18 protein-coding genes are annotated in these 18,439 nt (G+C 65.8%); 13 read left to right on the top strand and 5 right to left on the bottom strand.

Translation table 11 applies throughout. From position 1 onward, the window contains the following. Positions 1 to 62 precede the first annotated feature (62 nt). From AWJ14_RS10870 to AWJ14_RS10845, 6 genes are all read left to right on the top strand, one after another. On the top strand, positions 63 to 818 hold the full coding sequence (locus AWJ14_RS10870) for a helix-turn-helix transcriptional regulator (protein ID WP_066178404.1): 756 nt from the start codon (positions 63 to 65) through the stop codon (positions 816 to 818). 45 nt (positions 819 to 863) lie between these two features. Beyond that, entirely contained in the window at positions 864 to 1,526 is a 663-nt protein-coding gene (locus AWJ14_RS10865) for an acyl-homoserine-lactone synthase (RefSeq protein ID WP_066178402.1), read from the top strand. Beyond that, positions 1,523 to 1,738, top strand: coding sequence for a hypothetical protein (locus AWJ14_RS10860; RefSeq protein ID WP_066178399.1), 216 nt, complete (start codon positions 1,523 to 1,525; stop codon positions 1,736 to 1,738). Before AWJ14_RS10865 ends, AWJ14_RS10860 begins: the two co-directional genes overlap by 4 nt. A 293-nt stretch (positions 1,739 to 2,031) precedes the next feature. Then, entirely contained in the window at positions 2,032 to 2,592 is a 561-nt protein-coding gene (locus AWJ14_RS10855; protein ID WP_066178397.1) for a hypothetical protein, read from the top strand. A gap of 202 nt (positions 2,593 to 2,794) precedes the next feature. Then, positions 2,795 to 3,271 carry a CYTH domain-containing protein gene (locus AWJ14_RS10850; RefSeq protein WP_066178395.1) on the top strand — a complete coding sequence of 159 codons (477 nt, stop codon included), beginning with the start codon at positions 2,795 to 2,797 and terminating at the stop codon, positions 3,269 to 3,271. Continuing rightward, entirely contained in the window at positions 3,268 to 4,176 is a 909-nt protein-coding gene (locus AWJ14_RS10845; protein ID WP_066178392.1) for a CHAD domain-containing protein, read from the top strand. Before AWJ14_RS10850 ends, AWJ14_RS10845 begins: the two co-directional genes overlap by 4 nt. 158 nt (positions 4,177 to 4,334) lie before the next feature. Here the strand turns inward: AWJ14_RS10845 and AWJ14_RS10840 are convergent, their stop codons facing one another. After that, positions 4,335 to 5,288, bottom strand: a complete 954-nt coding sequence (locus AWJ14_RS10840) for a cation diffusion facilitator family transporter (RefSeq protein WP_066178388.1) — start codon at positions 5,286 to 5,288, stop codon at positions 4,335 to 4,337. Between the two features lie 248 nt (positions 5,289 to 5,536). Here AWJ14_RS10840 and AWJ14_RS10835 point away from each other — a divergent pair, with 248 nt between their 5' ends. The 4 genes from AWJ14_RS10835 (at position 5,537) to AWJ14_RS10825 (ending at position 9,655) form a co-directional block, all read left to right on the top strand. Beyond that, positions 5,537 to 6,292: a globin domain-containing protein gene (locus tag AWJ14_RS10835; RefSeq protein ID WP_210183524.1), complete on the top strand. Its 756-nt coding sequence runs from the start codon at positions 5,537 to 5,539 to the stop codon at positions 6,290 to 6,292. Between the two features lie 305 nt (positions 6,293 to 6,597). After that, the gene (locus AWJ14_RS23005; protein ID WP_083220182.1) at positions 6,598 to 8,229 is read left to right on the top strand and encodes a methyl-accepting chemotaxis protein; all 1,632 of its coding nucleotides are present in this window, start codon (positions 6,598 to 6,600) and stop codon (positions 8,227 to 8,229) included. Then, positions 8,124 to 8,513 (top strand): methyl-accepting chemotaxis domain-containing protein, encoded by a 390-nt coding sequence (locus AWJ14_RS22185; protein ID WP_171904858.1) that lies wholly within the window; start codon positions 8,124 to 8,126, stop codon positions 8,511 to 8,513. The genes AWJ14_RS23005 and AWJ14_RS22185 overlap by 106 nt, the downstream gene beginning before the upstream one ends. 194 nt (positions 8,514 to 8,707) lie before the next feature. After that, positions 8,708 to 9,655 carry a 1-phosphofructokinase family hexose kinase gene (locus AWJ14_RS10825; protein ID WP_066178664.1) on the top strand — a complete coding sequence of 316 codons (948 nt, stop codon included), beginning with the start codon at positions 8,708 to 8,710 and terminating at the stop codon, positions 9,653 to 9,655. A 5-nt stretch (positions 9,656 to 9,660) separates the two neighbouring features. Here AWJ14_RS10825 and AWJ14_RS10820 read toward each other — a convergent pair whose 3' ends face one another. The 4 genes from AWJ14_RS10820 to arsB all read right to left on the bottom strand — a co-directional run bounded on the left by AWJ14_RS10820 (position 9,661) and on the right by arsB (position 14,516). After that, the gene (locus AWJ14_RS10820) at positions 9,661 to 10,593 is read right to left on the bottom strand and encodes an L-lactate dehydrogenase (protein ID WP_066178384.1); all 933 of its coding nucleotides are present in this window, start codon (positions 10,591 to 10,593) and stop codon (positions 9,661 to 9,663) included. A 109-nt stretch (positions 10,594 to 10,702) separates the two neighbouring features. Continuing rightward, a complete protein-coding gene (locus AWJ14_RS10815) occupies positions 10,703 to 11,215 on the bottom strand; it encodes a DUF2478 domain-containing protein (RefSeq protein WP_066178381.1) in 513 nt (170 codons plus the stop codon). 176 nt (positions 11,216 to 11,391) lie between these two features. Continuing rightward, positions 11,392 to 13,281 carry a L,D-transpeptidase family protein gene (locus AWJ14_RS10810; protein ID WP_066178376.1) on the bottom strand — a complete coding sequence of 630 codons (1,890 nt, stop codon included), beginning with the start codon at positions 13,279 to 13,281 and terminating at the stop codon, positions 11,392 to 11,394. Positions 13,282 to 13,469: 188 nt separating this feature from the next. Continuing rightward, positions 13,470 to 14,516: an ACR3 family arsenite efflux transporter gene (arsB, locus tag AWJ14_RS10805; RefSeq protein WP_066178373.1), complete on the bottom strand. Its 1,047-nt coding sequence runs from the start codon at positions 14,514 to 14,516 to the stop codon at positions 13,470 to 13,472. Between the two features lie 193 nt (positions 14,517 to 14,709). On the opposite strand from arsB, the gene AWJ14_RS10800 reads away from it, so the two are divergent. The 3 genes from AWJ14_RS10800 to AWJ14_RS10790 all read left to right on the top strand — a co-directional run bounded on the left by AWJ14_RS10800 (position 14,710) and on the right by AWJ14_RS10790 (position 18,404). Beyond that, positions 14,710 to 16,317, top strand: a complete 1,608-nt coding sequence (locus AWJ14_RS10800) for a fumarate hydratase (protein WP_066178370.1) — start codon at positions 14,710 to 14,712, stop codon at positions 16,315 to 16,317. A 137-nt stretch (positions 16,318 to 16,454) separates the two neighbouring features. After that, positions 16,455 to 17,525, top strand: coding sequence for a GGDEF domain-containing protein (locus AWJ14_RS10795; RefSeq protein WP_066178367.1), 1,071 nt, complete (start codon positions 16,455 to 16,457; stop codon positions 17,523 to 17,525). A gap of 258 nt (positions 17,526 to 17,783) precedes the next feature. Further along, a complete protein-coding gene (locus AWJ14_RS10790; protein WP_066178364.1) occupies positions 17,784 to 18,404 on the top strand; it encodes a L,D-transpeptidase in 621 nt (206 codons plus the stop codon). The last annotated feature ends 35 nt before the right edge of the window (positions 18,405 to 18,439 follow it).

Raw genomic sequence — 18,439 nt, 5'->3', positions numbered from 1 at the left:
TCAGGAATCCGGATGGGGGATAGTGTGGTCGTTACCAGCAAAGATCCGCGACGGGCGTGGCCATGAGCGGACATGATGCGGCAGTGTTCGAGTTCATCGAACGCGTGGAAACACATGCCTCGATCGATACGCTTCTCGACGATTTGCTCGAGGTGGTGTCGGGGTTCGGCTTTCAGCACATGATCTACACCGGCCTGCCCGCCGGCGATGCCTCGATCGCGACACTGGTCAAGACCAACCGGTTTCCCGAGGACTGGTGGTCGCGCTATGTGGAGGGCGACTATGCCCGCTCCGACGCGGTGTGCCAGCAGGTGTTCGACAAGATCGAGCCCTTCGTCTGGAGCGAGGTCGATGCCGAACGCGCCGCGATGGACGGCGCAGCCCGGGTCGCAGGCGAAGCCGCCGAGCACGGGCTGGCCGACGGCTATGTGGTGCCGTTGTTTTCCCGCGACGAGTGGCTGTCGGTGATGTCTTTCGGTGGACCCGACAAGATCCTGCTCAGCCCGCGCGAACGCGGCGCCGTCAACCTGATGGCGGTCTACGCCTCCTCCACCATCGAGCGGCGCCAGAGCCGCCATCCGCGCCGTGCGCGCCTGACCGGGCGCGAGCGCGAGGTGCTGCTGTGGACTGCCGCCGGCAAATCCTGCTGGGACATCTCCGTCATCCTCAATGTCAGCGAACAGACCATCCGCTTCCACACCGCGCAGATCCGCGCAAAACTCAACGCCTCCAACATAACCCACGCGGTTGTGCGGGCCATTCAGCAGGGAGAGATCACGCTCGGTCAACTGGCGGATTCGCTAGGCGACATGGGGTGAGCGGGCTGCCTATCCTTTTCCCCGGGCAAAAGAAGGGGAGAGAAAATGATAGAGGCTCACGTCGTCACCATTCGCAACAAGCATCTCTACGAGCGTGAATTCGAAGAGTTTTTGCGTCGCCGCCATGAATATTACGCCGTCACCAACCGCTGGGTACCGATCAGCGACGACGGGCTCGAACTCGATCCGTTCGATACGCCGCAAGCGACCTACATGCTCGGCATCATGGGCGACCGGGTAGTCACCTCGGCGCGGCTGATGCCGACCAGCCTGCCCAATCTGGTCTCGGAGGAATTTCCGCACATGTGCGAAAATATCGGCCTGCCGCAGCGCGAGGACTGGGCAGACTGGACCAGGACCTATGTGCTGCCCGAATATCGCGGCGTCGGCTCGACCGGTATTCTGGGGCAGATGTTCTGCGCGGTCATGGAATATTGCGTCGAGGAAGGCATCAGCCATGTCGGCGGGGTGCTGCAGCAATACCTGCTCAAGCGCTGGCTCGACATGGGCTGGAACGTGATTCCGGCGGGTCTGCCGCGCATCCTGTCGGGCGACTGGTGCCTGGTGGCCTATATCGAGGTCAACGAAATGGCGCTGGAAAGCGGGCGCGCCCATGCCTCGGTTCCGGGACCGCTGCTGGTGCGCCGCGGCGAACAGTTGCCGTTCATCGAATCGGCGCCGCGTCGTCTGGCCGGAGCCGCCCTATGAGCGAGCAACCGACCGGCATGGAGCAGACCATCGCACTTCTGAAAATCCAGGGGCTTCTCGCCGCCGCCTACGAACTCGCGCGGCAAAATCCCGACAACAAGTTTCTCTCCTATCTCATCAAGATGGCGAGAATGGAGGCACAGTCCCGGCTGGCCACGCGCGGCGCGGATGCCGGCGAGCTGGACAATCCGGACAATCTCGACCGGATCTGAGAAGGCGGCGCGCGCCGGGCCCGACAACAGGGCCTGCGCGCACCTGCCCCGGGACGGGGCACATATTCGCGTTGCTTTTCACCTTTCCTTAAAGCGAAACGCCTATGCTTCCGCCGTGGACATCCTTTCGGGGACAGCATGATGCGGGTCCGCAACGCCGGTCGAATCCCCTGATATCCCGGCATTGTTCAAGTCACCGGTTTCTTCGGCGCGTCCTGGCCTGAGCCATTGCGAGCGGACGAAGACGGCACCGGTCACGCTTAGCATCCGTTGTATCGCGTAAGGAGTTAGAAGTGGCAGCTGCAAAACCCAACAAAGGCAAGGCCGACGGCGCCTCCGGCAACATGATGGGACTGGTCTCCAAGGGCCTCGCGGTCACGGCAACCATCCTGGCGAGCCTGTTCTTCGCCGCCGCTCTCGATCTCGGCCATCTCGATCTCGCGCACACGCTTTCGGGCCCGGCCATCGCGCTCGTGCCGCTGTTTGCGATCCTCGCCATCGCGGCGATGTTCCTGGTGCCGAAATCCGACGCGGACGCAGCCGCGATCGCCAATGCGGCGCAGATCGCCGAACTGCTCGAATTCCAGTCCAGGGCCACCTCGCAGATCATCGCACTCCAGAACAAGGTCGATTCGCTGAGCGGCCAGGACGCCGAAACCCTGAAGGCCCGCAACAAGGAGCTTCAGGACCAGCTCGACGCCATCCACCAGGCCGAGCGCGACAAGGTCGACAGCCAGATCGAGGCGCTGCGCCAGCGCAACGAGGAGCTCGAAGCCCAGATCAAGGCCTGGGCGCTCGAAGCCGTGGGCAAGAGCGTCAAGGGCGAAACCCCGCAGCCGATGAAGGCTGCCTGAGACCGCTTCGGCCGGTCACTTTGGCCCTTCACGCCGGCCCGTCACTTCGGCTTGTTTTCCACCCCCGGCCCGCACCCGCGGCGCCGGGGGTAGGTGTATTCGGGCCGGCTTTCGCGCGCCGGGAGACGGCGCAGCGTCGCACCCGCCCGCCCCCGCGCGGGTTGCAGTTGCAAAGCCGTGGGGGTTCGGTCAATGATGCCCCATGGCCAGTGAAATCGAGCGCAAGTTCTTGGTGGAAAGTGACGATTGGCGCGGCCTGGTCCAGTCCTCGCGCCCAATCGTTCAAGCCTATGTCGCCATCGATGGCGACACGTCGCTGCGGGTGCGCATTTCCGGCGGCACCAAGGCGAGCATCACGCTGAAAGTGGGTGTGTCGGACATGACCCGCGAGGAATTCGAATATGCCGTGCCGCTTGATGACGCCCGCGCGATGGTGGCGGCAAGCCGCGGCCGGCTCATTGAAAAGACCCGCCACCTCATTCCCGCCGGCAGCCATCTGTGGGAAGTCGATGTTTTCGGCGGCAGCCTCAGCGGCCTCGTGATCGCCGAGGTGGAGCTGTCGTCCGAGGACGAGACGCCCGCCCTGCCGGCCTGGCTCGGCCGCGAAATCACCGGCGACCGGGCCTATACCAACGCCATGCTGGCGACCCACGGCCGGCCGGAAGGAGCCGACGCATGAGCTACCGTCTTCGCCCCGGCGCCAAGCTGACGCGCGAGATCCGCCGCATTGCCACGGAGCAGTACCGCCAGGCCATCGCCGTCCTGCGCACCCAACCCGACGGCGAGGCAGAGGCCATCCACGACGCCCGCAAGTGTTTCAAGCGCCTGCGCGGGCTGATGCGCCTGATCTCCGGCGCCGCCCCCGATTTCGCGGCGCGTGAAAATGCGCGGCTGCGCGATGCCGCCCGGACACTTTCGCAACTGCGCGACGCCACCGCGCTGGTGGAGGCGCTCGACCACCTGATCGAAAGCGAGGCGACGGCCGACAATCACGAGGTGCTGTTTGGCATCCGCTCCCGCCTCGCCGAACGTCGCGACCGCATCGCCGCCGCGGACACCGCTGGCGCGGAGCGCATCACTGCAGCGATTTCCGCCTGCGAGGCGGGTATTGCCGCCCTCGACGGGTTAAGCCTGCCGGGCAAGCGCGCCCGCGCCGCCAAACTGGTGTCGCGCGGGGTTGCGAAGAATTACGGCCGCGCCGTGAGCGCGCTCGAAACCGCGCTTGCGAGCGGGGACCCGGCGCACTGGCACGATCTGCGCAAGCGCATCAAGTACCACCGCATGCATGTGCAGTTGCTGGGCGCGCTGTGGCCGGGGGAAATGGCGCTGCGCGCCGACGTCGCGGATCTGGCCGGCGAGGCGCTCGGCGACGACCACGATCTCGTCACGCTCGACGCGCTGATCGCCGCGGACCCCGATACGCTGGGCACCACCGATGAGATCGCGGTGCTGCGCGGCTGCATGGCCGCCCGCGCGACGCGCCTGCACGCGCAGGTCCGCGATCTCGTCACCAACCTTCTCGCCGACGACCGCAAGCTCGTCGAGCGCCGGATCGAGGCCCTGTACAAGGACGCGGCCGATTGACCCGTTCCGCGCGGGCATGGAAAGCGCACGGCCGCTTTTGAGGGCGCGTCAGGCGTAAACGCCCGATCACCCAATCCTCAAGACGCGAAAACGCCGCTCAAATGGCCCCAGCAATGGCGGCCCGCGCCAAAACCGCGCCCCCTCCGGGCAAAACCCGGTCAATCTGCGTGAACGTGCCGATGGCCGTGGCCGCCCTCACCGTCGCCGATCACCTGGGCGTTCACGCAGGCGTGGTTCGCGCATTCGAGCTCGAGCGTGGTGTGGCTGAGGCCAAAATCCTGCCTGAGCCGGTCCTTGACCGCGTGCTTGATCGCATCGGCCTCGCCCCAGCGCCCGGCCTCGATGACGAGATGGGCGTCAAGCGCCGCGTCATGTTCCTGCATGCGCCACAGATGCACGTGGTGTACGCCGCCCACGCCATCGACGGCACCGATCGCGCTCACGACCTTTTCGGTGTCAAGCTCCGGCGGGCTGCCGAGCATCAGGATGCGGATCACGCCGCCGATCTCGGAAAAGGCCATCCACAGGATGTAGCCTGCGATCAGCAGGGTGACCGCCGGGTCGATCCACACCCAATCGAACAGGATGATGAGGCTGCCCGCCACGATCACCGCCACCGAGCCGAGCGCATCGGCGACATTGTGCAGGAAGGCCGCGCGGATGTTGACGCTGTCCTTGGACAGCGAATAGGTGAGCAATGCCGTGACCACGTCAATCACCAGCGCAAGCGCGGCGATGATCACCACCAGCCAGCCGTCGACGCCTTCCGGCACGAGGAAGCGCATCACCGCCTCATAGACCAGATAGATCCCGATGACGATCAGCGAGGTGTAATTGATCAGCGCCGCCACCACCTCGGCGCGGCCGTAGCCGAAGGTCATCGCGGCGTCGGCAGGTCGGCGGGCGATCTTGCGGGCGAAGAAGGCGATCACCAGCGACAGCGCGTCCGACAGATTGTGAACCGCGTCGGCGATCATCGCCAGGCTGCCGGACAGGATCCCGCCCAGGATCTGCGCCACGGTCAGCGCGAGATTGACGACCACCGCCCAGACGACGCGCGCATCGCCTGCTTCCGGATCGACATGGTGATGGTGGTGGTGATGGCCGCTCATGGGGATTCTCGCCTGAAATGGATATCTGCTGCTGCATCAGGTCTAATCCCTCCAGCCGCTAGAGGTTCAAGCAAAAAAGTCGCAGCGGCACAAAAGAGACGGCACAAGACAGGACCAGGCTGTAGGCGCGCCCCGAATGGACGACGGCCCGCAGGTGCCCCCTCCGGCCCCGGGGAAGCCCCTGCCCTTGTCCTGGCGGGGAGGGATGCGCACATAGGGCGCGTCCCCTCCGACAAAAGGCATCAGACGTGAGCACGTTCACCTATCCGCATTTTCCGACGCGCCCGGGCTATATGACCGCCGACATCCAGCGCGCCTACATCGCTGCGGCGGTCTCCCGGGGCCTGCTGCCGGCCGAGGCGCACCGGATGGCGCAGGTGATTTCGCTCGACGCGCCCAACGATCCCGCCAAGCCGATCCAGTTCTGGCAGCTCTATTCCGTGCTCGGGCCAGACCGGATCGTGGCGATCGTGCGGGATTTCTACCAGCGCGTCTTTGCCGACGAGCCTTGGTTCGTCGCCCCCTTCGCCCGGGTCGGTCCGCTCGATCACCATGTCATGACCCAGTCGCAGATGTGGATCGACGTGATGGGCGGCGGCCCGGCCTATCACGGCGCCGAGTTCCGGCTGAACTTCCACCACACCCACAATGCGATGGAGCTGATGACGGCTGAGGGCGCCGCCCGCTGGACCCGGCTGATGGTGGAAACGCTCGACGCCTGCGAGCCGCACATGACCGGCGACCCGCGCATCCGCCCGGCACTCAACACGTTTCTTGGCCATTTCATGGACAAATACGCGGGCGATTTCCGCTTCGATGCGCCCGGCGCTTTTGGCGTGAGCAACCCGCCGCTCAAACGCAGGATCAATTTCATGACCATGACCACGGAAGCGATCGAAGCGCTGGACGAGGAGGAATTGCGTCAGGCGCTCGGCGAACGCGGCATCGACACCACGGCCTACCCGACCAAGCAGGACCTGGTCGACAAGGCGCTGATGCTGTGACACCGGCGCTGCGGACCGGCTTGGCCGGTGCCCGCGCGCCATCGGCCGCAAGCCATCGCGCCGCGGCAGCCCCCGGTGCCAAGGCAAGCCGGCGTCGCCGCAAGCGCGCCCGGCTTTAACATATATTAAGCATCATCTAACACTATGGCGACAGCGACAGTGGGCCACTCCGCGTGAGGGCCGAGCATGATGCAATCTGTCCGAGTGCGCCCGGAGTTCCCGAGGCGTCTTGTCCTGTCCGATAGCCACCGCGAACCGGCAAGCATCTGTCTCGCCCCGGTTCCGATCATTCCTTGAAAGTGACCATGAAGAAAACCGTGACCATACGCATCAAGCTGATCGGCATCATCGCCGCCGCGGCCCTTGGCTTCGCAAGCCTTGCAGCCATCGGCTGGTTTCAGGGCGACCGGACGCAGACATCGATCCGCTCCGCCGGGGCCACCTTCCAGGAGATCGACACGATCGAGGCCATGCGGCTCGCCAATGTCGAATTGACGCTTGCCGCGATGGACACGATCATCGACCGCGACGAGGGCAAGGTCCTGCCCGAGCGGGCTGAAACGGTGGCCCGTTCGCTGGCTGTGCTTCGCGACGGCGCCAGCGAGGCGCGGGCGGTGGCAGCCAAGATCGGCAGGCCCGACCTGATGGACGGGTTCGCCGACGACCTCGCCGAGATCGCCAATGCGATCGACGTGCAGCTGACCGCCCTGATCGAAAGCAAGGCCGAAGCCGACGCCTTTGCGGCGATCGACGACGCGATCGACGGCAGCGGCGAACGGCTGAACGCCAAATTGAGCGAATTGTCGGTGATCGGCAAGGAGCAGGTCAACGCCCAGCTGAATTCGGTGGTGGAGGCCGCGGGCGCTTCGAAGGTCAAGCAGTCGGCCTCGGCCCTGGTCTTCCTGCTGTTGATCGGCGGTCTGGTCACCCTGATCGCCCGCGGCATCCTGCGCTCGCTCGCCGAATTGCGGGAAGACATGCAGGCCGTCGCCCATGGCGACCTCGACCGCGACATCCGCGGCGCCGAGCGCTCGGATGAAACCGGGCTGATGGCCAAGACGCTGCTCGCCTTCCGCGAGGCGGCCATCGGCAAGCTCAACAGCGACCGGGAAGTGGAAGCGGCGCGCGCCGAGAAGGAACGCCGCGACGCATCGAGCGCGGCCGACCGGGCGCAGACGGAAGCCGAACGCGGTCGCGTCATCGCCGCGCTCACCGAAGGTCTCGAGCGGCTGTCGTCGGGCGATCTGAGCTATCGCATCGGGGAGGCCTTTGCGCCCGATTACGAGAAGCTGCGCACCGAGTTCAACGCCTCGGTCGCGGCCCTCGCCACCACCATGCGCGAGATCTCCGCCGGCACCCAGTCGGTTCAGCTGTCGACCCGGGAAATCAGCTCGGCCTCCGACGACCTGTCCCGGCGCACCGAACAGCAGGCGGCCTCGCTCGAACAGACCGCCGCAGCGCTCGACCAGATCACCGCCACGGTCAAGACTTCCTCGCAGCGCGCCGACGAGGCGAGCCTGATGGCCTCCAACGCCAAGACCGGGGCCGAGAAGTCCGGCACCGTGGTGCGCAACGCCATCGGCGCCATGGAAAAGATCGAGGAATCCTCGCACAAGATCAGCCAGATCATCACGGTGATCGACGACATCGCCTTCCAGACCAACCTGCTGGCGCTCAATGCCGGCGTCGAGGCCGCGCGCGCAGGCGAAGCCGGTCGCGGTTTCGCCGTCGTCGCACAGGAAGTGCGCGAACTGGCCGGCCGGTCGGCCAACGCGGCCAAGGAAATCAAGACCCTGATCGAAACCTCCTCCTTGGCGAGATCGAGGAGGTCGTGGCCCGTATCAACGACCACATCCAGTCGATCGTCACCACCTCGCACGAGCAGTCCAACGCGCTCGCCGAGATCAACACGGCGATCAACCAGATGGACCAGATGACCCAGCAGAATGCGGCAATGGTGGAAGAGACCAATGCCGCGACCCAGGGGCTCTCGGGCGAGGCTCTCCGGCTCGAGGAACTGGTCAGCCGGTTCCGGCTCGATGCAAGCGCGGCAGCGCCGCACGCTGCCCCTGCCCCTGACCGGGCTGCGGCTCCGGCACTGGCGACCAAGGGCGCACAGCCCGCCGCCTCTCCGGCGCGCGCGCTCGGCCAGAAGATCGCCCGGGCCTTCGGCGGCGGGCAGGCTACCGCGGCTCCGGCGGAAAGCTGGACCGAATTCTGATCCGCACCGCCGGATCCGCCCACTTGCGGCCGCCGGAACCGTTCCGGCGGCCGTTTCATGTCCGGCCAACCCCGCCGCCCGGTCGCTGCCTGCCATGATTGCCGCCAGCGCCATGCCGCAGCGCAGAAAATAATCGGGCAAATGCCTGCCAAACCGATTGAAATTGCCGTGCGCCTTGTGGGATGGTCCGCGCCATGTTCGAGATTCTGACCATCACCCTCAATCCCGCCTTTGATGTCTCCTCTTCGGTCGAAAGCGTGGTCCCCGGCGTCAAGCTCCGCTGCGACAAGCCGCGCCACGATCCCGGCGGCGGCGGCGTCAACGTCTCGCGCGCGATCCTGCGGCTGGGCGGCCAGTCCGAAGCCTTTCTCGCGCTGGGCGGCGAGACGGGTGCGGCCTACCGCATGCTGCTGGAGGCGGAAGGCATTCCGCTCGCGCATTTCCCCATCGACGGCAACACGCGCCAGTCCTTCGCCGTGGTCGAGACCGCGACGCGCAAGCAGTACCGCTTCCAGCTGCCCGGACCGTCCTGGCCGGCCGAACAGACGGCAGCGCTGCTGGCAGCCCTCACCCCTTACCTGACGCGTGACCGCATCGTCGTCGTGTCCGGCAGCCTGCCCGCCGGCGTGCCCGCAGACATCGCCAACACCATCAACAAGATGGCGGTCGACGCCGGGGCGCGCATGATCCTCGACACCTCGGGCGCAGCGCTCGTGGCGGCGGCCGAAAATTCCGGCCCGCCCTTCGCGCTGCTCAGGATGGATGGCGAGGAGGCCACGGAGGTCTCGGGCCGCGACTTCGCCTCCCCCGGCGAACTCGCCGACTACGGCTCCGAACTGATCGGCCGCAACGTCGCCGAAAAGCTGGTGATGTCGATCGGCGCCAAAGGCACCGTGGGCGTGACCGCCGGCGAACGTTTCTTCTGCCGGCCGCCGAAAATCGAGACGCTGAGCGCGGTCGGCGCGGGCGACTCGATGGTCGCGGCCATCGCCATGGCCCTGTCAGCGGGCGAAAGCTTCCGCGACGCGGTGCGCAAGGGCGTCGCCGCCGCGGGCTCCGCGGTCATGACGCCGGCCACGGAACTGTGCTCGAAGGCCACCGCCGAGGAGGTTCTGACGCGGGTGACGACCGAAGACCTCTAAAGGCCTCAGAACCCGAGTTTCGACGAAAATCCCGATATCACCTCGGCGCTTTGCTTGAGCGCCGCACGTTCGCCGGCGTCGAGATCCGGCATCAGGTTGGCGATCACGCCCTCTGCGCCGACGATGCGCGGCAGCGACAGCGGCACGTCGCTTATGCCCTCGATGTCGGGATTGACCTGGGACACCGACAGCACCGCGCGTTCATCGCCGATGATGGCGCGGACGATGCGGGCAAGCCCCGCGCCGATGCCGTACCAGGTGGCGCCCTTGCCTTCGATGATGGTGTAGGCCGCACCGCGGACCTGGTCGGCGATCGACTGCCGCGCGGCCTGGTCGAGCGGCCGGCCGATCTGTTCGGCAAACGAGACGATCGGCACGCTGCCGGCCATGGCGCTCGACCAGACCGGGACCTCGCTGTCGCCGTGCTCGCCGAGCACATAGGCATGGATCGAGGTCGGCGCGATGCCCAAGTGATCGCCGAGCAGGCTGCGCATCCGCGCGGTGTCGAGGATCGTGCCCGATCCGATCACCCGTTCGGCCGGCAGGCCGGAAATGCGCTGGGCGGCAAAGGTCATCACGTCGACCGGGTTGGTGGCGATCAGCAGGATGGTCTCGGGCGCCGCCGCCATCACCCCGCCGATGACGCTGCGGAACACCGCGACATTGCGCTCGAGCAGCGCAAGCCGGCTCTCGCCGGGCTTCTGGCTCACGCCGGCGGCGATCACCACCACCGCCGCCCCCTTGAGATCGTCATAGCCGCCGGCACGGATCGCCACGGTCTTGGCGAAGGGGGTGCCGTGGGCGATGTCCTGGGCCTGGGCGCGCGCCAGCGCCGGATTGGCGTCGACCAGCACGATTTCGGTGCCCACGCCCATCAGCGCCATGGCATAGCCGGCGGAGCTTCCCACCATTCCGGTTCCGACAATTCCGATCTTCATGGGCTAACCCTCCGGCTGGGAAAAGACGTGGTCTTCAGCATTGCGATGGCGTGGCCGATCGCCCGGCACGCCAGGATGGGAACGGATTCGCGTCCGGACGGGACGGCGCTCAGGCAGCGACCTGCCGAAGCTGTTCGAACCATGCCTCAAGGCTGCCGGCCTCGGCGGCCAGTTCCTCGGCATAGTCGCCCGCAAACGCGTCGAAAGCCTCCTGGTTGAGCGCATTGACGCCGAGCAGGACCGGGATGTCGCGCGCCAGCGCCTCGCCGATCATCGGGCGGAAGCCCCTGCCCTCGGCCTCGTGCTTGCCGAATTTGTTGATGATCAGCAGGTCGGGCGCAGGATCGAGCGTGGCCTCGACCAGCGCCACCGCCTCTTCAAGCGCGATCGGGTCGAGCCGGCAGCCGCGCGAGGCTTCGCCCAGCACCTGGTTGATGCGGATCACCGGCCCGTCCGGCAGCACCCGCACATCCATGTCGCAATGGCGCGAGCCGGGACGGTCGGAATTGGTCTGCACCACGCCGGCGAGCCGGACTCCGCGCCCCTGAAGATGCTCCGAAAACGTCCACAACAGCCGGTCGGTCAAGCCGCGCTCGACGGTTCTGACAAATGCCAATGCCATGATCTCTACTCCTGATACCGAGAATGGAGACTACCCCCGCGGCCGATGAAAATCAAAGCCCCCTCCGCGACTTAGTGACGCCCAAGCGGTCAAATGCAACGGCCCGCGCCCCCTTTTCTGGCAGGGGCGCGGGCCGCAGCCGGTTTCGTCATGGGCAGCGGCGCAGCCGCAGGCCGTCAGGAGGTGCGCGCCGCCTCCGTGGCGGCGATCGCCTTTTCGAGATAGCCGTCGCGGCCATAGACATCGGCAAAATAATGGACCGTCCCCGCATCGTCCGGCCAGGCGGTGAAATAGGCCACGTGCACCGGAATGGTGCTCGGCAGGTTGACCTGCTTGTTGCGCCCGCCGGCGATGTAGGAGCCGATTTCGGCAACCGACGTGCCGAGCACCTTGGCTGCCATCGCGCGCGGATCCTCTAGCCGGATGCAGCCGTGGCTGTAGGCGCGGGTGTCGCGCTGGAACAGCGATTTCGACGGCGTGTCGTGCATGTAGATGGCGTGGCTGTTGGGGAACAGGATCTTGAGCTCGCCCAGCGCATTGCCGTCGCTCGGCGGCTGGCGCACGCCGATGCCGCTGCCCTGGCCGACGGTGTTCCAGTTGACCGCGCTCGAGGACACGGCACGCCCGCCAACCGTCACCTCGTAGCCGAGTCGGTCGAGATAGGACGGATCGGCCCGGAGTTTCGGCAGCATCTCGTTGACGATGATCGACTGCGGCACGCCCCAATAAGGATTGAATTCAACCAGTTCGATCTCGTCGTCGAAGAAATAGGTCTGGTTTGCCTTGGTGCCGACCACCACCCGCATCGACAGTTCCGGCTTGCCGCCGTCGTAATAGGTGGCGGTGTAGGCCGGCTGGTTGATGAACACGCGGCGCGCGGGCAGAACGCCGGGCAGCCAGCGCGCCCGCTCCATGGCGAGCCGCACCTTCTCGATCTTGTCGGCATTGCTGATGCCGACCATGGCGCGCCGGGTGGCCGGCCCCACGACGCCGTCAGGCTTGAGGCCGGCTTCCTTCTGGTAGTCCTTGACCAGCGCCACCAGTTCCTCGTCATACTCGGGCTTGCCGGCATAGCTCGCGAACAGCAGCGCGTGCTCGGCCTTGAGCGCATCGCTGCCCTTGAGGGCGAGCGCGGCCATCACATTGGCAAGTTCGGGGTTCGACTGCCCCGGCTTGATCAGCACGTCCTCGGCGATGTCGATGCGCTCGGCGTCGTCAAGGCCTTCAAGCCGCTTGAGCTCGGCCTTCAGCGCCTCGAAATGCGCGCCCTGCGGATTGAGCGCGAGCAGCGCCTCGGCGGGATCGGCCGCGCGCGAGAGCGCTTCGAGCCGGTCGGCGACATTCGGTGCCTTGCGCTTGAAATCGTGATAGCCGGAAATCCGGTTGGGATCGACGCGCCCGCGGGTGGCGTCGAGGATATAGTCGGCAACCGCCGCCGAAAGCCGCATCTCGAAGGCCATCAGTTCCTTCTGGCGTTCGGTGCCCTGGCCCACGTCGAAGCTGTCGGCGGGAACATCGACATGGTAATCGCGCGCCGACAGTCCGACCGCATCGGCATCCTCGAGCACCGCGATGACCGCACGTGCCCGGTCCGTGACCGCGGTGCCCGCGACCCACATGTAGCTCGGATGCGCCGAGTAATGCTCGATCAGCCCCTTGGCGGCTTCCGGCAGCGCGCGCAGCGACAGCACGTCGAGCGCCGCGCGGCCTTCGGTGAAGGGATCGATGCCGAGCGGCGCAAGCCCGGTATCGGACACCTCGTCCACGGCACCGGTGGTGATCGGGTCGGACAGCTTGGAGAAATCGACCGCCACCAGCGTGTCGGGCTTGTAGGTGCGGTAGCTCGGACCGCTGATGCGCTTGACGGGCTTGACCGGCTCGGCTGCCTGCACCGCTTCCTGCCGGGCCTGCTCCCGCGCCAGCTTCTCGCGCTGCCGCTGGGCCGGGCTCTTGAAGAGCACATCCAGCAGCCCCTGCGCCTGAACCGGCGGAGGCGCCGCAACGACGCCCGTGAAAGTCACCGCGATGGCGATCGCCGCCACGCCTGCACGCATCTTGATAGTCATGCTTTTCCCAGATTGTTGGGCGCCCGCCGCAAGGCCCGCGCCATCCCTCAAATCACCCGTTCGCGCCGGAGACTATCAAATCGCGGGCTGGATGGAAAGAATGGCGGCCGCCCCCGGCGGATCGCGAAAAGCCGGGAGGACGGCCATCGCGCTGTGGCTTTCGGGCCGCATCGAGGCTTTATCACACGTCACCGGCCCGCGCGAACCGCGCGGCCGCCCGCCTCGTACCACCCCCTCGTGCGGTTGACGAGCGCGACCAGCGACAGCATCACCGGGACCTCGATCAAGACGCCAACCACGGTGGCAAGCGCCGCGCCGGAGTTGAAGCCGAACAGGCTGATCGCCACGGCGACCGCGAGTTCGAAGAAGTTGGACGCACCGATCAGCGCCGAGGGCCCGGCGATCCCGTGCGCTTCGCCCATCAGCCTGTTGGCGAGATAGCCCAGGCCGAAGATGAGATAGGTCTGGATCAGGATCGGCACCGCCAGCACCGCGATGATCACGGGTTGCGCCAGGATCGCCTGGCCCTGGAACGCGAACAGCACGATCAACGTCAGCAGCAGTGCAAGGATCCCCAGTGGCTGCAGCCGCGCGAGCAGGTCCTCGATGCCGGCGGCACCGCGCGCATTAAGGACCCGGCTGCGCAGGAGCTGCGCGATGATCACCGGCACGACCACATAGAGCGCCACCGACAACAGCAGGGTCTGCCAGGGCACGGTGATCGCCGACATGCCCAGAAGCAGCGCCACGATCGGCGCGAAGGCGACCACCATCACCAGATCGTTGAGCGTGACCTGGCTCAGCGTGAACAGCGGATCCCCCTTGCTGAGGTTCGACCAGACGAACACCATCGCCGTGCAGGGCGCCGCGCCGAGCAGGATCAGCCCGGCGATATAGCTGTCGACCTGGTCCGCCGGCAGCAGCGGCCGGAACAGCCAGCCGATGAACAGCCATCCGAGCACCGCCATGGTGAAGGGCTTGATCGCCCAGTTGACCGCGAGCGTGACGGAGATGCCCCGCCAGTGCCGGCCCACCTGCCCCAGCGCGGCGAAATCGATCTTGACGAGCATCGGCACGATCATCAACCAGATCAGCACCGCGACGGGCAGGTTGACACTGGCGATCTCGGCCGAGCCGATCCACTGGAACACGGCCGGAAAGGCCGAGCCGAGCGCGATGCCCAAGCCGATGCACACCACCACCCACACTGTGAGATACCGCTCGAACACCGACATGCTCTGCTCCCGCTCCCGATCACCGGCGCCCGCCCCGATGGTGCACGCCACTCACTTCGACTAATCATGATATGTCGATTAATGCAACAGGATCGTGACAGCGTCCGGCTTGGGTCCCAATTGCAATCATGCGGTCTTCAATCTAAGACCCGTCATCATCATCGCGCGGCAGCAGGCACCGGAAAGGCACCCCTTGGCAAACGATCTCTTCCCCCTTGGACCCGACACTACCCCCTGGCGCAAGCTCACCGACAAGCATGTCGGCATCGAAAGCTTCCGCGGCCAGGAGATCCTGACAGTTGAGACCGAGGGCCTGCGGCTGCTCGCCGAAGCCGCCTTCGGCGATATCAACCACCTGCTCAGACCCGCCCATCTCAAGCAGCTCGCCACCATCCTCGAGGACCCGGAAGCCACCGAAAACGACCGCTTCGTCGCGCTCGACCTGCTCAAGAACGCCAATATCGCCGCCGGCGGCGTGCTGCCCATGTGCCAGGACACCGGCACCGGCATCGTCATGGCCAAGAAGGGCCGCAAGGTCTGGACCGAGGGCGGCGACTACGAGGCGCTGGCGGCCGGCGTGCGCGACGCCTATGAACGGCGCAACCTGCGCTATTCGCAGCTCGCGCCCCTGTCGATGTTCGAGGAAAAGAACACCCGCACCAACCTCCCCGCCCAGATCGACATCTACGAGGAAGGCGAGGACGCCTACGACTTCCTGTTCGTCGCCAAGGGCGGCGGCTCGGCCAACAAGACCTATCTCTACCAGGGCACGCCCTCGCTGTTGACCCACGACCGCATGATCGAGTTCCTCAAGGAGAAGATCCTGACGCTCGGCACCGCCGCCTGCCCGCCCTACCATCTGGCGATCGTCATCGGCGGCACTTCGGCGGAGATGAACCTCAAGACCGTCAAGCTGGCCTCGACCAAGTATCTCGACGCGCTGCCGACCAGCGGATCGGAAAGCGGCCACGCCTTCCGCGACCTCGAGATGGAAGCGGAAGTCCACAAGCTCACCCAGCAGATGGGCGTGGGCGCGCAGTTCGGCGGCAAGTATTTCTGCCATGACGTGCGCGTGATCCGCCTGCCGCGCCACGGCGCCTCGCTGCCGATCGGCCTCGGCGTCTCCTGCTCGGCCGACCGCCAGGCCAAGGGCCGAATCACCCGCGAGGGCATCTTCCTCGAACAGCTCGAGACCGAGCCGTCGAAATACCTGCCCGAAATCGACGAGGGCAAGCTCTCGGAGCATGTCGTCAAGATCGATCTCAACCGGCCGATGAGCGAGATCCTGGCGGAACTGTCGAAACATCCGATCAAGACGCAGCTGTCGCTGACCGGCTCGATCATCGTCGCCCGCGATCTCGCGCATGCCAAGATCCGCGCCCGGCTCGAGGCGGGCGAGCCGATGCCCGACTATTTCAAGAACCACCCGGTCTATTACGCCGGCCCGGCAAAGACCCCGGAAGGCTATGCCTCGGGCTCGTTCGGCCCGACCACGGCGGGGCGGATGGATTCCTATGTCGACCAGTTCCAGTCCTTCGGCGGATCAATGGTGATGCTCGCCAAGGGCAACCGTTCGCGCGCGGTCCGCGAGGCCTGCGCCCGCCACGGCGGCTTCTATCTCGGCTCCATCGGCGGTCCCGCGGCGCGCCTGGCGCAGGACTGCATCAAGAAGGTCGAAGTCCAGGAATACCCGGAACTCGGCATGGAGGCGATCTGGCGCATCGAGGTGGAAAACTTCCCGGCCTTCATCGTCATCGACGACAAGGGAAACGATTTTTTCAAGGAACTGAATCTCGGTTGAAATAAGCCGCTTTGAAATTCAGTGAGTTAGGCTTCTCCCCGTCGCCCGGGGAGAGCCTCCTGCCCCGTCGCAGTTAACATTTCCCAAATACTTGTCCCGTAATAATCGCAGAAGAAATTAGAGCTTGAGGGCGGAAAATGTCAGCTTCTGCTGGGAACAAGGTGCAGACTCTGGATACGGCCACCATGGTCCTCGCGACCATGCGCCGTCGCGGAATCTCCGGTTTGCCGCGCAACTATGAACTCGTCTACGAAGCCCTCAACGCCTCCAACCCGAGACTGACGCGGGATTTCGAACAGCTCGGCCGCAATCCCGCCCAGGAAGATCTCGACGAACTGGGCAAGCGGCATTTCCCGCACCACCACCGCACCGGCGTGGTCGAAGGCGCCCATGACAGGATTTCCGGCGAGCTCGAAGGCATGCTGCGGCTGCTCCGGCAGGAGCAGTCCTCGCTCGAAAGCTACTCCAAGCTCTTGGGGGAAACCTACAGCCGCATCTCCAGCAAGAGCGCCTCGAGCGCCGATATCCTGTCGAGCGTCATCAACGTGCTCAGCAACGCCACCGGCGACACCATGCAGAAGGGCAAGATCGTCGTCGAGCACATGGTCGAGCGCGCCCGCGAGATGGAACAGGTCAAACTCGAACTCGACGAATACAAGCGCATCGCCAACACCGATCCGCTGACCCGGCTCGCCAACCGCCGCGCCTTCGACGAGGTGCTTTCCAACATCTACAACGATGGCCGGAAGGCGATGTATTATGCCCTGATCGTGGCCGACATCGACCATTTCAAGAAATTCAACGACACCTTCGGCCACCCCGTGGGCGACCGCGTGCTGGGTGTGGTGGCCGCGGTGATGAAGAGCACGCTGCGCAAGGACGTGTTCATCTCCCGCACCGGCGGCGAGGAATTTGCCGTGGTGCTGGAAGGCACGAGCCTGGAAGTGACCATCGAGATTGCCGAACGCATCCGCCGCGCCGTCGAGCAGACGCCGCTGAGGAACCAGAAGACCGGGGTCGATTACGGCCCGATCACCCTGTCGCTGGGACTGTGCATGGCCAGCGACGCGGAAAGCGCCGAGGAACTCTACAACAAGGCCGACGTGGCGCTCTACACGGCCAAGAACAGCGGCCGCAACCGGATTCACGTCTACAATCCGGCCCTCAATCAGGATTTTGAGAAGAACTGGGCCATCTACAGGGGCTGAGCGCCGCGCGCCGCGCCCCGCAGAGCCTGCCGGTCAGCCGGCCCGGACCACTCCCGGCCGGATTGTGCGCGCGCTCAGGCCGTGCCGCCGCGGGCTTTCCCGGCCGAGCGGCTTCCCACCGATCCCGGCCAAATCCGCCACATTTAGGCCATTATGCTGGACAGGCGCTGGCGAAACAGGTACCGATTGACCGTATTCGGCCCTACGCGGCGCGCGGCAGGCCGGGCCCCATTTTCAACCACAGCTCCGGATCTCGCCATGAAACGACTGATTTCCTCCGCATTTCTCGCAGTGTGCCTGATGGCTCCGGCCGCGGTGCACGCCCAGCCCGCCGGCCAGAATTCGTCGGAGTCGAAATCGCTGTTGCAGATCCTGTTCCCGCCGTCGGAAAACTACAACAAGCACCGCCGCTCGGATAAGTCGCCGATCAAGCGCAAGGTGATCTCGTTCAACGAGAACCATCCGGTGGGCACCATCGTCATCGACACCTCCGACCGCCGGCTCTACCACGTGGTCAAGCCCGGCAAGGCGATGGCCTATGGCATCGGCGTTGGCCGCGAAGGCTTCACCTGGCAGGGCAAGAACACCATCACCCGCAAGGCCGAATGGCCGGGCTGGACCCCGCCGCAGGTGATGCGCGACCGCGTCAAGCGCCAGGAAGGCCGGGTGTTGCCCGCCTATATGGAAGGTGGCCCGGACAATCCGCTCGGCGCGCGCGCCATGTATATCGGCTCGACCATCTACCGCATCCATGGCACCAACCAGCCCTGGACCATCGGCCAGGCGATGTCGTCGGGTTGCATCCGGATGGCGAACGAGGATGTGATCGACCTTTACAACAAGGTCGATGTCGGCACCCGCGTGATCGTGCGCCAGTAAGCTCCCGAGATTGGCTCAAAGCCTCTGAAAACCGG

It is taken from the genome of Parahoeflea olei, assembly GCF_001703635.1.
Classification (GTDB): Bacteria; Pseudomonadota; Alphaproteobacteria; order Rhizobiales; family Rhizobiaceae; genus Hoeflea; species Hoeflea olei.
Note: the sequence above shows the minus strand (reverse complement) of the source record. Positions and strands in the feature narration are given on the sequence as shown.